Raw genomic sequence first — 13,748 nt, 5'->3', positions numbered from 1 at the left:
TCATGTTGCAGGAAGTCTCACCGGCGATCTTTATTGCTGGGCTGTTCCTGGTCTATCTAGCGCTCGTCCTGTTCGGTTGGGTTGTCTTCAAGAACACCGCAGCTCTCCCCATGTCCCGGCGCCGGCCGGATGTCGTTCAGCACTCAACAGGGTTAAGCCGACTCACTGAACATGCAGTTGGAGCCCTCAACAAGAGCGTCAAAGAACGGGGCAATCGCTTCTTGAGCCGTGACCGCTTGGACGAATGTGGGCTCAAAAAGGATCCGGGCGACTACCTGCTCATGGGCGGCGTAATTACCCTCTTGGCGGGCGTCATCGGATTCTTCCTCGGCGGTCCTGCCCCTGCTCTTCTCCTCACTCTCGTGACGCCGGTACTGCTTCACCTGGTCCTAAAGGTATTGGCTGCTCGACGGCGGCGTCAGTTCGATGATCAGGTTCCAGACACGCTCCAGATGCTGGCTGGCGGTTTGCGCGCTGGCCACAGCTTGCTCCGTGCCGTCGATGCTGCGGCTCAGGAAAGCCAGCCGCCGATGGCCGAAGAACTCAGCAGGATTGTAAATGAAACCAGAATCGGGCGGGATCTGGGAGAGTCGCTGGCGGACGTGGCTCGGCGCACACAGAGCGAGGATTTCGCCGCCATCGCTCAAGCGATTGAAATCCACCGAGAAGTAGGTGGAGACCTGGCGGAAGTATTTGATCACTTGGGAGATACAGTTCGCGACCGTAACCAGGTTCGCGGACAAATTCGGGCCCTGAGCGCTGAAGGGCGTATGTCCGCCCTCGTCCTAATGTCCCTGCCTGTGGTGATGTTCCTGGGCCTGACTGCCTTCAATGAACTGTACTCCAGGACGTTTTACACCACTTTGCCCGGCTACATGATGATTGCCGCCGGCCTTGTCCTCCTAACTCTTGGTGGTCTCTGGCTGAAGAGCCTCGTCAAGCCCAAGTTCTAGAAAGCAGGTGATTGTCAATGCAAGTACTCGCATATGCCGGGATCCTGGCCATCATGCTGCCGGTAACACTAATGACGTTCCTCGTGTTTACCGGCGACCGGGCTGGGCTGCGCAACATCCAGGCCAATCTTGGCAAGGCCGCGAAGGTGAAGCGCCAAGGCCTTAACGTCAATGAAACGCTGACCGAGATGAGCCAGAGACTGACTCCGCAAGGCTACGTCGGATGGTTGGACAAGCAGCTGGCCGGCGCCGGGCGCCCTAAGGAATGGCCACTGGCAAAAATCATTATGATCAAGCCCTTGCTGGCCCTTACGGGTGCCGTACTCGGCTATCTGTTCTTCCTGTCGTCTCCAACTGCTCCCAATTTCCTGATCATGCTGGCCGTCACAACGCTGTGTTATTTCGTCCCGGACATCCTCATCAAGAACAGGGCCCAAAAGCGCCGCGAGGCGATCCGCTTGGAACTCCCCAACGCCTTGGACCAGATGCTTATCGCAGTTCAGGCCGGACTGGGTTTCGAAATGGCTATGGGACGTGCAGGGAACAACGGCAGCGGCCCACTGGCGGACGAATTGATCCGCACGCTGCAGGACATCCAAGTGGGAAGGTCCCGCAAGGACGCCTACTTGGCGATGGCTGAGCGGATCGACGTGCCAGATGTGCGTAGTTTCGTCCGAGCGGTCGTTCAGGCAGACGCCTATGGTGTCGCTATTGCGGGCGTGCTCAAAGCCCAGGCGTCAGATATGCGCATCAAGCGGAAACAGCGTGCCGAAGAACACGCCATGAAGATGCCGGTAAAAATGCTATTTCCGCTGATCTTCTTCATCTTGCCCACATTGTTCATCGTGGTCCTTGGACCCTCTGTAATCAGCATCATGGAACTGTTCTCCGGGGGCACCTTGTGACTCATCGACCAGCCCGCACTCTTGTCCGGCACCTGTGGCCAGGCTTCCTTACCGAAGAAAGAGGCGCAACTTCGACTGAGTATGGCGTCCTCATGAGCTTCATCGTGGTTGCAACGATTGCCATCATTACCCTTTTCGGCCTGGCACTGCAGGGCTGGTTCGACGAACTTACAGTCCACTTGAAGCTACTGCTGGGTATTCCCTGATCTCCCCCTTCGGGCATGACTCTCTCTGAGATATGGCCCACGCGCCACCGGCGCCCTATAGACCGGACCCCCTCGGCACCCAGAACCGAGGGGGTCCGTTTGTGTGCCCGGGCAACTCCAAACCCAGCGTTAGCGCAGCGAAAACCAAGCATAAGCGCAAGAAAAATACACTGCGTAAAGCCTTCGCGCAGGATGCTCCAAGATCCGGCCGCAGGGCTAGCGTCCGTTGCTACCTTGGTTTCAGAGCTGGTGCAGGACCAGCCTCCCCCCACTCGCTCAGGAGTCTCAAATGCTTTCTCTCTACACCAACCTCGCAGTCCGTCTCCAGCGCAACGAAAAAGGCGCCACCGCTGTCGAGTACGGCATCATGGTTGGCCTTATTGCAGTTGTCATCATTGTCGCCGTCAGCCTCCTTGGTGGGACGTTGAACCTCATGTTCGAAGAGGTCCAGTGCCGTGTGTCCGGCGGCACCTGGGCAGCCGATGCCTGCACGCCTGCCCCATAGTGCGCTCGCGGAACAAGCAATCCACTGGCGTCTGACTGCAAGTTGACGGAGTGGCGGTGGCATTCAAGCCGCCGCCACTCTGCTGTTCCACACGAGATCTGCACCACTGAAAGGCACCACCATGTCTAGGGCATCCGAGCGCGGAGCCATTGCGGTCGAGTTCGCAATCGTGGCGCCCGTCCTGGTCATGCTGCTTTTGGGCATTGTGGAATTCAGCCGCGCCTACAACGCCCAGGCCTCGCTGTCGGCAGCTGCCCGCGAAGGAGTGCGCGTGATGGCAATCACCGGCAACCCAACGACAGCACGGTCAGCAGCAAAGACCACGGCTGTTTCCCTGCAGCCTGGGTTGCAGGACGCCAACATAGTTTTTGGTACGCCATGCCCCTCAACGGTCAGCACCGGGACAAGCCCCCAAGCTACAATCACCATCACCTATTCCCTGTCCACCGTGACGGGCATAGCCGGCCCGTTCACGATGACCGGCAGAGGAGCCATGCTGTGCGGCGGCTGACACGGGGGAAGAAGGACTACGACGGCGAACGAGGCGCCGTAAGCGTGATCGTCGCCATTACGCTGGTGGTTCTTTTGGGCTTCGGCGCCATGGCCGTAGACGTGGCCATGATGTATTCAGAACGCGCTCAACTCCGGAATGGAGCAGACGCAGCCGCCTTGTCCGTGGCCCAAAAGTGCGCGAAGAACGCCGGCGACGTCGACTGCTCGAACACCTCTTCCCTGGCAAAGAGCCTCGTGAACCGCAACGCGAATGATGGACTGAGCAATATCAAGTCGATAGTGCTCAACACGGCTACCCGCACCGTGACGGCCACCGTCGGATCCCAGGAAGCCGGTCACGCCCCAAACCAGGTTTCCCTCTTCCTTGCCCGGGCCCTGGGCTTCAACACCGCCGAGGTCAATGCCCCGTCAACAGTCGCTTGGGGCAGTCCGGTCAAGGGACCCACCGTCTTTCCCATTACGGTGTCAATCTGCCAAGTCCGCGGCCAGGCCGGGGTGATGCAGCTTCTGCAATTGCACGGGAAGAACGCCAACGCAGACTGCAACTACGGACCGTCCGGTGCCGCGGTGCAAGGCGGGTTCGGAGGCCTAAAACAGGACTCCGGCCAGTGCGGTGCACTCATTGACACCAAGGCGAGCACCGGCACCGCCGGCGGATCCACCGGCGTTGATCCGCCCTCTAATTGCGAAGCCCTCCTGAATGGCTGGGCGGCGGACATGAATGCAGGCAAGGACGTCATCATCTTGCTGCCGATATTCAATTCCGTCACAGGAACCGGCACGGGCGCTGTGTACGGACTCACCACCTTCGCCGCTTTCAAGGTGGCCGGATGGAAGGTCGGCAACACGGGACTTCCCTACACTTTCCGCAACCGAACACCCGACGTTCCGGCCGCTCTTGAGTGCCGCGAGCCCTGCCGAGGCATCATCGGAACGTTCGTAAAATATGTTTCCCTCGCCAAGGGTTACACCTTGGGTGACGTCAACTCCGATGGCGCAACCGTCGTTGAACTCCGTTAGCCGGCAAACCATGATTTTTAGGATATTCAGGAGCAGTCAGTGAAGTCTCGTTTGTTGGCCGGTGTGGTGGCGGTATTGCTTGCCATCGTCGGCGCGGTCATTGTGGTGACCTACGCCCAGGGTGCAGACCAGCGGGCCGTCGCCAACCTCGATCCAGTGGGAGTCCTGGTGGTCAACAAAGCGGTGCCGGCCGGCTCGTCCGTCGAAACTTTGAAGGCCTCCGTGGCGCTTCAGCAGTTGCCCGGCACCGCCGTCGCAAAGACCGCCTTGAACACCCTCGAAGGGTCCGCCGGAAAGGTCACGTCCGCGGACCTTGTCCCCGGTGAGCAGCTCGTAGCAGAGCGGCTGGTATCCCCCGAGGAACTGAAGACCTCCGGCTCCGTACCCGTGCCGGCAGGGCTGCAGGAAGTCTCCTTCCAGCTTGAGCCCCAGCGCGTTGTGGGCGGCCGCTTGGCTCCCGGCGACACTGTAGGCATCTTCATCTCCCTGCCCAACGGCGGCCTTGAGGCGAAGCCAGACAAGGAAACTGTCCAGCTCTCGATCCACAAAGCCCTGGTGACGGCAGTCCAGCGGGCGCCGGAAGCAACAGCGGCAAAGCCTTCCGCCGCCGCAACCGACCCTGCCCAGCCGGACCCCCAGGACGTGAACCTGCCCACGGGGATGCTCATGGTCACGGTGGCCGTCAACGATGTGAACTCGAACAAGATCGTTTTTGCTGCAGAATACGCCTCCCTTTGGCTCAGCCGCGAACCAGTCGACGCCCAGGAAAGCGGGCCCCGCGTCATGACCCGGCAGGACCTGTACAAGTGAGCCGCTTTGTCCTCATCACTCCCGACGTGGACTTCGACTCCCGGCTCCGCCAGGCTGTCGCGGGTGGCCTTCAGGGCGGAGTCCAGACCTTCTTCACCAGCATGTTGCCTTCTGACCCGCACCAGCTCTTCGCGAGCCTGGACCAGGAGCAGCCTGAGGTCCTAATTTTGGGGCCTGAGGTTCCCTTGGACGAAGCGCTTCGGTTCGCCACCGTCCTGAATGTCAGCTTCCCGGCGCTGGGCGTGATTGTGGCCGCCGAGCCCGAGCCCGACTTCCTCCTGCATGCCATGCGGGCAGGCATCAAGGACATCGTCTCCCCCGATTCCGACGCCGCCCAACTGCGCGTCCTGCTGGAGCGTGCCAGCCAGTCCTTCGCCAGCCGCCACCGGACACTCGCACCCCAGCAGGCGGCCGAGAGCAACAAGGGACTGGTGATCGGTGTTTTCTCGCCCAAAGGCGGCGTGGGCAAAACCACCATTGCCACCAATATTGCCATCGGGCTGGGGAAGATCGCCCCCATGAGCGTTGTCGTTGTGGACCTCGACCTCCAGTTCGGGGATGTCGCTTCAGGGCTCTACCTGGACCCGGAGCACACAGTGACGGACGCTGTGTCTCCGGCCGCCAGCCAGGATTCGCTGGTCCTCAAGGCTTTCCTCACAGTGCACCCAAGCAGTATCTATGCCCTTTGCGCTCCCCCGACCCCTGTCGACGCGGACGAGATCACGCCGGACCAGATCGGCCGGCTCATCGAACAGCTGTCACAGCAGTTCCAGTACGTGGTGGTGGACACCGCGCCGGGGCTGCCCGAGATTGGGCTGGCAGCCATGGAAAAGTGCACCGATGTGGTCTGGGTCAGCGGCATGGATATCCCGAGCGTGCGCGGACTTCGTTCCGGATTGGATATCCTGCGCCAGCTGGACATCAACCCCGATACCCGCCATGTAGTGCTGAACATGGCCGACTCCAAGACCGGCCTCACCGTCCAGGACCTCGAATCAACCATCGGGGCGCCCATTGACGTGAGCATCCCGCGATCCCGCGCGGTTGCCCTGTCCACAAACCGGGGAATCCCGGTGCTCCAGGAGCCGGTAAAAGACCCGGCCGTCAAAGGGCTTAACCGCCTCGTGGAGCGATTCAACCCCGCGTGGCGGGCAAAATCCCAGCGCAAACTGCATCGAAGGGTAGTGGTCTAGATGAAACTTTCAGAACGCATCAACGCCGCACAGGCGAAATCCCAGCCGTCTGCCCAGCCCGTCCCTGCCAAGGCCTCTGCTCCCACGCTCGACGCGCCGCGCCCCGAGGTTCCCGCCCAACGGGTGCAGTGGCTGGAACAGTCCCGAGAAAAGCGGACGACGGCGGCACCGGCTGCCGCCGTCGTCGCACCCAATGCGCTCTTTGAAGAGCCGAAGCCAAAACTCCAGCAATCCGTCGATGTTTTCGCAGCACTTAAGCAGCGGGCCGCGACCGCATTGTTTGAACATCTGGGCGCCCGGTTCAATGACTCCGGCATCACGGAGCATGAGCTGAAAACCGCTGCCCGCGATGAGCTTACGAGGATCATCGACGCTGAGCAGGTGCCACTGTCGCCTGAGGAACGCACACGGCTGGTCCAGGACGTGGCCGACGACGTTCTGGGCTACGGCCCGCTGCAGCGGTTGCTCGATGATCCGGCCGTCACCGAAATCATGGTCAACCGCATGGACCAGATCTACGTGGAGCGCAAAGGGCACCTTACCCTTGCAGACTCGCGTTTCAGCTCGGAGGAGCACCTGCGCAAGGTCATCGAGCGCATTGTTTCCAAGGTGGGCCGCCGCATCGACGAGTCCTCACCCCTGGTGGATGCCCGCCTCGAGGACGGCTCCCGTGTCAACGCCGTCATCCCGCCCCTGGCGGTGGGCGGATCCTCGCTGACTATCCGTAAGTTCAGCAAGACCCCGCTGACTGTCCGGAACCTGATTGATTTCGGAACCTTGACGCCGGAGATGGCCGAGCTGCTTAACGCCTGCGTCAAGGCAAAGCTGAATATCATCGTCTCCGGTGGTACGGGCACCGGCAAAACCACGCTCCTTAACGTGCTGTCCTCCTTCCTGCCCTCGGACGAGCGGATCGTCACCATCGAGGATGCCGTGGAACTCCAGATCCAGCAGGAGCACGTGGTCCGGCTGGAGAGCCGCCCGCCGAACACGGAGGGCAAGGGCGAGGTGACCATCCGTGAACTGCTCCGGAACTCGCTCCGTATGCGACCGGACCGGATTGTGGTGGGTGAGGTCCGCGGCGGGGAATCCCTGGACATGCTCCAGGCCATGAACACCGGCCACGACGGCTCCCTGTCAACGGTGCACTCCAATTCACCCCGCGACGCCGTGGCCCGGCTCGAAACCCTGGTGCTGATGGCCGGCATGGATCTGCCGCTCCGGGCCATCCGTGAACAGATTGCTTCGGCGGTGAACCTGATTGTCCAGATTTCCCGTTTGCGTGATGGGTCCCGCCGGATCACGCATGTGACCGAGGTCCAAGGCATGGAAGGGGACATCGTGACCCTGCAGGATGCATTCGTCTTCGATTACTCTGCCGGCGTTGACCAGCACGGACGCTTCCTTGGCAAGCCCGTGGCCACAGGCATCCGGCCACGGTTCATCGACCGGTTCGAGGACCTTGGGATCCATGTGTCGCCGTCGGTGTTCGCCACCCCGGCCGGTGCTGCTCCGGCTGGTGCAAACCCTTCCGGCACAGGAAAGGCCTAGGACCGCATGTTGATCATTATCGGCGCCGCCCTACTGTTCCTCGCCCCCATCATGGTGGGCGTGGCGCTGGTGCTGCCGCGCACTCCCGACATCGCGCTCGAAAGGCGGCGGCCCTTTCAGGCAGATCCGCCGTCGAACCTTACCCGTCTGGCCGACGCGACGGTTGGCGCCCTGGACCGGTTCCTGGCAACCCGCAACGTCCGTCTCTTCAACCGCGACGCACTTGAAAATGCCGGCGTGCGCTTCACGCAGACCGAATACATGGTGCTGGTCATTGCGGGCGCTACCGTCGGCGTCTTGGTGGGGTTGGTGATCGGAGTTCCTGCGCTCTCCGTCCTCTTGTTTGTCATGGCGCCTTTCGTAGGCCACCTTGTGCTCGGATTCCTCGCAGGCAAGCGGCGGGCCAAGTTCGACAGCCAGCTCGGCGACACCCTTCAACTTCTCTCCGGCGGCCTCCGCGCCGGGCACAGCATCCTTCGTGCCATTGATGCCGCAGCAGCCGAATCACAGAGCCCAACGTCCGAGGAGATGCGGCGGGTGATCACCGAGACAAGCCTGGGACGCGATCTGCTGGCCTCCCTCATTGATACATCGGAGCGCATGCGCAACGAGGACTTCGTTTGGATTGCCCAGGCTATCCAGATCAACCGCGAGGTGGGCGGAAACCTGGCAGAGGTTCTGGACCAGGTGAATGAAACCATCCGCGAGCGCGCGGAGATCAAGGGGCACATCAAATCCCTTGCAGCAGAAGGAAAGTTCTCCGCCTACATCCTCATCGCGATGCCCTTCGGCATTGTGCTGATGCTGATGACCGTCAATCCCGGCTACATGAACTCGCTGTTCACCCACCCGCTCGGTTGGGGCATGATCGGCGCGTCGGCTGTGCTGATGACGATCGGCAGCCTGTGGATGCGCAAAATCATTGATCTGAAGTTCTGAGATGATCATGAATCCCACAGTGCTGTTTTCCCTGATGCTTGTTTCCCTGCCCATTGCTTACCTGGCATGGTCCGTCCTCTCCGTTGACCGGAAGGCCCGCACGGCCACCGTTGCCATTCTCACCCGGGGCCGTCGGGCTGCCGAGGCTCCGGAGAAGAATACGGCAGGCCTTCTGGCGGGCATCGGTCACAGGCTCACCCCGCCAGCCTATGTCCGGAAACTGGACCGTTTGCTGTCCTTGGCCGGCAGGCCCCAGTCCATGCCGCTGGCAAAGGTCCTCGCCGCCAAGCTCGGGCTCGGCGCAGCGGGGGCGTCCCTGGGCCTCTACCTCAGCGCCATCGGCAGTACGCCCATCATGAAGCTTGCGGGCCTGTTCGTGCTGTTCCTGGGGTACTTCATCCCCGACCTGCTGCTCTATAGCAAGGGCACCGAACGGCAGAAGGCGATGCAGCTGGAACTGGCCAACACGCTGGACCAAATGCTGATCTCCGTGGAGGCCGGCCTCGGTTTTGAGGGCGCCATGGCCCGTGCAGGGGAAAACGGCAAGGGTCCGCTCGCCGAGGAACTGGTCCGCACCCTGCAGGACATGCAGGTGGGCCGCAGCCGGCGCGAGTCCTACCAGGCGTTGGCAGAACGGACCAACATTCCGGAACTGCGCAGCTTTGTGCAGGCAGTAGTCCAGGCTGACACCTACGGCATCGCCATCAGCCGGGTGCTCCGAATCCAGGCGAAGGTGATGCGTGTAAAGCGGCGGCAGCGCGCGGAAGAAAAGGCGATGAAGCTTCCCGTGATGATCCTGTTTCCACTGCTCTTCTTCATTTTCCCGGTCCTCTTCATCGCCATTCTTGGACCGGCCGTCATCAACACCGTCGTGACTTTCAGCGGACAATAAGCCACAGCTCGGTTCAAAGGATCCGCTCAAGGTTTCCACAGGATCACCCGAAATAGGACACCGGAAGAATTACAGGAAGTAGCCTTGAACAATGCACAGTCAAGATCCCGGCTTCAGCAGCGAGGCCGCCGCTGCGGGCTCCCTGCCGTCCGGGGTCGCTTCAGCCGCAGGAACCCCACACTCACAGGAAGCGGCCGGGCTCTTGCCGCTCGTTGACGCAGCCGTCCTCGAAGAGCTGGAAGACGAGCTCGCCGGCTCCGGCCTGGCCCAGCGCTTCGCCCGCGACTACGCCGCCATGTGGGACCAGCGCTACGCCCGGCTGGCGGCAGCCGTTGCGAACCAGGACCGGGCCTCAGCCCTTGATGCCGTGATCAGCCTGAAGATCACGTCAGCCATGGTGGGCGGGCTCCGGCTGGCCAAACTTGCCGAACTGCTGGAAGCGGTGATCCGCATGGGCGACTTCCGCCGGGGCCAGGTGCTGATGGTGCGGGTGGCTGAGGACGGCGGGCAAACGGTGTCCGAGCTCCAGGCCAACTACATCCTGGAAAACGACTGAGTCCAACCTAACCCTCGGGGGGCCTGCTGGGCGCCAGTCGGTAGCCCACGCCGCGGACTGTCTGCAGCCAGCGCGGGGACACCTGGTCCTCCTTGAGCTTGCGGCGCAGGTTGCCCACGTGGACTTCGACGGCGCGTTCGTCCGCCTCGCTGATGTACGTGTCATGGTCATAGAACTCGCCGCGCACGGCCCGGACCAGGTCAGCCCGGGTGCACACTGCACCGCCGCCGCGCAGCAGCACATGCAGTAAATCGAACTCGCTGCGGGTGAGCCCCAGCGGTTGACCTTTGATCTCCACCGTACGGGTGCGGTGGTTCAAGGTAAGTCCATTGTGGTGCAGGACGGCGGAGTCGTGGGTCCGCGGGACGGCGGCCGGCGCGGGAGGTGCTCCCCAGGCGGACCCGGCGGACTTCTGCCCTTGGATTTCGTGCCGAGGCCTGCGCATCATGGCTGCTACGCGGGCCCGCAGTTCCCTGGGCCGGAAAGGCTTGGCGATGTAGTCGTCCGCACCCGCATTGAGTGCGGACAGCAGGTCCGGCTCCTCTGTCCTGCCGGTCAGCATCACCACGTAGGCGTTACTGAAATGTCGGATCCGCCGCAGAACTTCAAAACCGTCAATATCGGGAAGCCCGATATCCAGCGTCACAACATTTGCCTGCTTGTCGCGGACCACTTCCACGCCGGCCCGTCCGTCTGCCGCTGTATGCACTTCAAACCCTGCCTGCGTCAACACTCCTTCTAAAAGGTTGCGCACGTCGGCATCGTCTTCAATTACCACAGCCACGCCAAGTTCGTCCATTGATATCCCCATGCCAGGCGGACATGGCCCCCCATCAGCCCAGCGCCAATGCCATATCCGCTCCAACCATTTATACGCTACTCGTAACCTCTACTGACCACATCTACTTCCCCATTCATTTCGGAAAGTCAATTATCATGACAAGACATGTGGATTACGAGCCGAAAGGATGGGCCGCGGTGACCCGCGCGGAAATGCATTACAGCTGTGAATGCTCCATCTTCGGGACAGTTCCAGAAACGGTGGTCGATCATGGCTGAGCACTTGTTCCAGCGTGGACCTATACGGTTCTTCCGCGGTCTCGGACCCCGGGCCCAGGTGGTGCTGTGCCAGCTTCCGCTGACGCTGATTGTTGCCGGCCTTGCGGCGGCTACGCCCTTTGCATGGCCAGCATTGCTGCACAGTCCGCTCTATATGGCCGGAATCCTGCTCCATGGGATCCTCTTCCTGGGCTGTTTCCTGGTGCCGTGGGAGCGCCTGGGCCACCGGTCCTATCTGTTTGTCCCCGTCCTGGACTTCGCGGCCATCGGGTTTCTGCGCAACGGCGCCGCCCCGCTCCTGCCTGGGCTCGCTGTCCTGGTGGTCTTTCCGGTGATCTGGCTTTCCGCCTCAGGAATGCTCACACGCACCAGCCTGGTGCTGAGCTTTGTTGGCCCAATGTTCATCATGCTTCCCCCAATTGCGGGACGTTTCCCCAACCTGAACGCCACGGACATCACCACCGTTGTCCTCTTTCCCCTCATGATGCTCTCGGTATCGCTCGCCATCCGGTTTGCCAGTATCCATGTCCGGCTCCAGCAGCGTGAACTCGCGGAGAAGGACAGGGAGCTCCGGACGCTGCTGCGCGAAAGCCGGGAACGGGAAAAGCTGCTCCAGACGGTCCTGGACGCCACCGACGTCGGAATTGCCGCCGTCGACCGTTCCGGCCGCTTCCTCGTCTCCAACGACCGGCAGCGGAACTTCCGCCGGGCCACCGGCGCCGACGATGCCGCCCCGGGGCAGGGACACCAGCTGATCTTCGGCCAGGACAGGCGAACCCTGCTGCCGCCGGAAAAGCGTCCCATCAGCCGGGCGATCGCAGGTGAGTCCTTCGCTGACTACCTGGTGTGGGCCGGTGAGGGAACAGAACAGCGCGCCGTGTCCACGGCCGCCCGGCCCCTGGTCAGCGAGGACGGCAGCTTCAACGGTGCGGTGGTGGTCTACAGCGATGTCACCGGCTGGGTGGAAGCACTCGCCGCCAACCAGGAACTCGTCACGAACGTCTCCCACGAGTTCAAGTCGCCCCTGAATTCCATCATCGGAAACATCGACCTTGTCCTGGATGACGCCGGCGCTGAACTGCCGCCACAGATGGCCCAGCGCCTGCTGGTGGTCCAGCGGAACGCGGAACGGCTGGTTGCCCTCGTCTCCGACCTGTCGGCGTCGGCTTCGGTTGCCCTGAACGTGCACCCCAAGCGGACAGACCTGGCCAGCCTGGTGGAAACCAGCCTGGGCTCCGCACAGGCCCAGGCCGAGCGGGCACATATCCAGCTCAGGGCCGACGTTCCCTCGCCTCTCTGGGCCTACGCCGACCCGCTGCGCATCGGCCAGGCGCTGGACAACCTCGTCTCCAACGCCATCAAGTACTCCCCCGACGGCGGGACGGTCAGCGTCAGCGCCAGCTTCAGTGAGGAGTGGGTCCGGCTCAGCGTCAGCGACACGGGAATGGGGATGAGCCGGGAAGACACCGCGAGGGTCTTCAAGCGCTTCTTCCGGACGGAATCTGCACGGAAAGCGGCCATAGCCGGCGCCGGGCTTGGCCTGTCCATCACCAAGATGATCGTGGAGGGCCACGGCGGCAGCATCACCTGTGAGAGCGGCCAGGGCAAGGGCAGCACGTTCACGCTGACACTACCGGCGGACGGGCCCCCGCCGTCGTTCTAGGGAATCGACTGCTCCGTAGATGCCGTTTTGACGGCTCAAAACGGCATCTACGGAGCAACCGATGGGTTCAGTGCTCCCGGAGCGCCCTTGTCAGTTCCGCACGGGCCAGCAGCTCGTCGTCGGACGGGTAGGCCACTTCCTCCAGCACCAGCGGGTGCGGCGCGGCGAGCACGGACTTGGCGTCCCGCTTCCTGGCCAGCAGGCGCTCGTGCAGCCAGCCGGGTTCCTCAACGCCCTCCCCCACGTAAAGGGCAGAGCCGACCAGGGCGCGCACCATGTTGTGGCAAAAAGCGTCGGCCTGGACAGTGGCCACGATGACGCCGTCTTCGGCCCGCGTGAACTCGAAGCGCTGGAGCTCGCGGATAGTGGTTGCACCCTCCCGCGGCTTGCAGAAGGACAGGAAGTTCTGCAGCCCCAGGAGCTTGGAGGCACCCTCGTTGAGCAGGTCCACGTCCAGCGGGTTCTTATGCCACAGGGTGGAGTACCGGCCCAGCGGGTCCCACAGGGCGGGCCCGTCCGCGATGCGGTAGCTGTAGCGCCGCCACAGGGCCGAGAAACGGGCGTCAAAGCCTTCGGGTGCCAGGGTAATCCTGTGCACCTCCACGGCGCCGGTGAGGTCCCCGAGCACCCGGCTCAGGGCGCCGCGGATCCTGCGGAGCATGGCGACGGCGGGATCCAGTTCGTGCCCGCGGGGCAGTCCCCGCCACTCGGCTTCCGTGAGGTCCAGGTGGACAACCTGGCCGCGTGCGTGCACTCCCGCGTCCGTCCGGCCCGCAACGGTGACGCGGACCGGCCGCCGTACCAGCAGGTGCAGGGCCTCCTCGAGGACCCCTTGGACGGTGCGCAGGCCAGGCTGCAGTGCCCACCCGCTGAAAGGGCCGCCGTCGTACGACAAATCAAGCCGGACACGCAAAAACCCGCCGCCCCCCAATACGGGGGCCGCGGGTTTTTGGTCGTTCATAGACTCAAGTCTATGCGAAGGA

General features: G+C 62.6%; 14 protein-coding genes. 12 read left to right on the top strand and 2 right to left on the bottom strand.

Translation table 11 applies throughout. The annotated features are described in order from the left end of the window. Positions 1 to 2 precede the first annotated feature (2 nt). From GK109_RS16020 to GK109_RS15965, 11 genes are all read left to right on the top strand, one after another. Positions 3 to 953, top strand: coding sequence for a type II secretion system F family protein (locus GK109_RS16020; protein ID WP_157241621.1), 951 nt, complete (start codon positions 3 to 5; stop codon positions 951 to 953). A gap of 17 nt (positions 954 to 970) precedes the next feature. Further along, positions 971 to 1,858, top strand: a complete 888-nt coding sequence (locus GK109_RS16015) for a type II secretion system F family protein (protein WP_157241620.1) — start codon at positions 971 to 973, stop codon at positions 1,856 to 1,858. A 495-nt stretch (positions 1,859 to 2,353) separates the two neighbouring features. After that, positions 2,354 to 2,569, top strand: a complete 216-nt coding sequence (locus tag GK109_RS16005; RefSeq protein WP_157241619.1) for a Flp family type IVb pilin — start codon at positions 2,354 to 2,356, stop codon at positions 2,567 to 2,569. A 121-nt stretch (positions 2,570 to 2,690) separates the two neighbouring features. Then, positions 2,691 to 3,080: a TadE/TadG family type IV pilus assembly protein gene (locus GK109_RS16000; RefSeq protein WP_157241618.1), complete on the top strand. Its 390-nt coding sequence runs from the start codon at positions 2,691 to 2,693 to the stop codon at positions 3,078 to 3,080. Continuing rightward, the gene (locus tag GK109_RS15995) at positions 3,068 to 4,102 is read left to right on the top strand and encodes a pilus assembly protein TadG-related protein (protein WP_370460637.1); all 1,035 of its coding nucleotides are present in this window, start codon (positions 3,068 to 3,070) and stop codon (positions 4,100 to 4,102) included. Before GK109_RS16000 ends, GK109_RS15995 begins: the two co-directional genes overlap by 13 nt. A 39-nt stretch (positions 4,103 to 4,141) precedes the next feature. Continuing rightward, positions 4,142 to 4,912, top strand: coding sequence for a Flp pilus assembly protein CpaB (locus GK109_RS15990; RefSeq protein ID WP_370460636.1), 771 nt, complete (start codon positions 4,142 to 4,144; stop codon positions 4,910 to 4,912). After that, entirely contained in the window at positions 4,909 to 6,105 is a 1,197-nt protein-coding gene (locus GK109_RS15985) for a CpaE family protein (protein WP_370460635.1), read from the top strand. Before GK109_RS15990 ends, GK109_RS15985 begins: the two co-directional genes overlap by 4 nt. Continuing rightward, a complete protein-coding gene (locus tag GK109_RS15980; RefSeq protein ID WP_157241615.1) occupies positions 6,106 to 7,656 on the top strand; it encodes a CpaF family protein in 1,551 nt (516 codons plus the stop codon). A gap of 6 nt (positions 7,657 to 7,662) precedes the next feature. Beyond that, positions 7,663 to 8,595 carry a type II secretion system F family protein gene (locus tag GK109_RS15975; RefSeq protein ID WP_157241614.1) on the top strand — a complete coding sequence of 311 codons (933 nt, stop codon included), beginning with the start codon at positions 7,663 to 7,665 and terminating at the stop codon, positions 8,593 to 8,595. 7 nt (positions 8,596 to 8,602) lie between these two features. Next, positions 8,603 to 9,487 carry a type II secretion system F family protein gene (locus tag GK109_RS15970; protein WP_157243030.1) on the top strand — a complete coding sequence of 295 codons (885 nt, stop codon included), beginning with the start codon at positions 8,603 to 8,605 and terminating at the stop codon, positions 9,485 to 9,487. 91 nt (positions 9,488 to 9,578) lie between these two features. Beyond that, a complete protein-coding gene (locus GK109_RS15965; RefSeq protein ID WP_197432483.1) occupies positions 9,579 to 10,043 on the top strand; it encodes an Hpt domain-containing protein in 465 nt (154 codons plus the stop codon). A gap of 7 nt (positions 10,044 to 10,050) precedes the next feature. Here the strand turns inward: GK109_RS15965 and GK109_RS15960 are convergent, their stop codons facing one another. Continuing rightward, a complete protein-coding gene (locus GK109_RS15960) occupies positions 10,051 to 10,842 on the bottom strand; it encodes a response regulator transcription factor (protein ID WP_157241613.1) in 792 nt (263 codons plus the stop codon). 252 nt (positions 10,843 to 11,094) lie between these two features. Here GK109_RS15960 and GK109_RS15955 point away from each other — a divergent pair, with 252 nt between their 5' ends. Continuing rightward, positions 11,095 to 12,765 (top strand): cell wall metabolism sensor histidine kinase WalK, encoded by a 1,671-nt coding sequence (locus tag GK109_RS15955; RefSeq protein ID WP_157241612.1) that lies wholly within the window; start codon positions 11,095 to 11,097, stop codon positions 12,763 to 12,765. A 67-nt stretch (positions 12,766 to 12,832) separates the two neighbouring features. Here the strand turns inward: GK109_RS15955 and GK109_RS15950 are convergent, their stop codons facing one another. Then, on the bottom strand, positions 12,833 to 13,726 hold the full coding sequence (locus GK109_RS15950; RefSeq protein WP_197432482.1) for a tRNA pseudouridine(38-40) synthase TruA: 894 nt from the start codon (positions 13,724 to 13,726) through the stop codon (positions 12,833 to 12,835). Positions 13,727 to 13,748: the final 22 nt, after the last annotated feature.

The sequence above is a fragment of the Pseudarthrobacter sp. GA104 genome (assembly GCF_009741265.1).
GTDB lineage: Bacteria > Actinomycetota > Actinomycetes > Actinomycetales > Micrococcaceae > Arthrobacter.
The sequence above is the reverse complement of the archived record's forward strand: the minus strand, read 5'-3'. Positions and strand labels throughout refer to the sequence as shown.

What these genes read in the sequence shown, in the direction of transcription:
- GK109_RS16020 (WP_157241621.1), top strand. Translation starts at nt 3, where the DNA reads ATGTTGCAGGAAGTCTCACCGGCGATCTTTATTGCTGGGCTGTTCCTG.
- GK109_RS16015 (WP_157241620.1), top strand. Translation starts at nt 971, where the DNA reads ATGCAAGTACTCGCATATGCCGGGATCCTGGCCATCATGCTGCCGGTA.
- GK109_RS16005 (WP_157241619.1), top strand. Translation starts at nt 2,354, where the DNA reads ATGCTTTCTCTCTACACCAACCTCGCAGTCCGTCTCCAGCGCAACGAA.
- GK109_RS16000 (WP_157241618.1), top strand. Translation starts at nt 2,691, where the DNA reads ATGTCTAGGGCATCCGAGCGCGGAGCCATTGCGGTCGAGTTCGCAATC.
- GK109_RS15980 (WP_157241615.1), top strand. Translation starts at nt 6,106, where the DNA reads ATGAAACTTTCAGAACGCATCAACGCCGCACAGGCGAAATCCCAGCCG.
- GK109_RS15975 (WP_157241614.1), top strand. Translation starts at nt 7,663, where the DNA reads ATGTTGATCATTATCGGCGCCGCCCTACTGTTCCTCGCCCCCATCATG.
- GK109_RS15970 (WP_157243030.1), top strand. Translation starts at nt 8,603, where the DNA reads ATGAATCCCACAGTGCTGTTTTCCCTGATGCTTGTTTCCCTGCCCATT.
- GK109_RS15965 (WP_197432483.1), top strand. Translation starts at nt 9,579, where the DNA reads ATGCACAGTCAAGATCCCGGCTTCAGCAGCGAGGCCGCCGCTGCGGGC.
- GK109_RS15960 (WP_157241613.1), bottom strand. Translation starts at nt 10,842, where the DNA reads ATGGACGAACTTGGCGTGGCTGTGGTAATTGAAGACGATGCCGACGTG.
- GK109_RS15955 (WP_157241612.1), top strand. Translation starts at nt 11,095, where the DNA reads ATGGCTGAGCACTTGTTCCAGCGTGGACCTATACGGTTCTTCCGCGGT.
- GK109_RS15950 (WP_197432482.1), bottom strand. Translation starts at nt 13,726, where the DNA reads ATGAACGACCAAAAACCCGCGGCCCCCGTATTGGGGGGCGGCGGGTTT.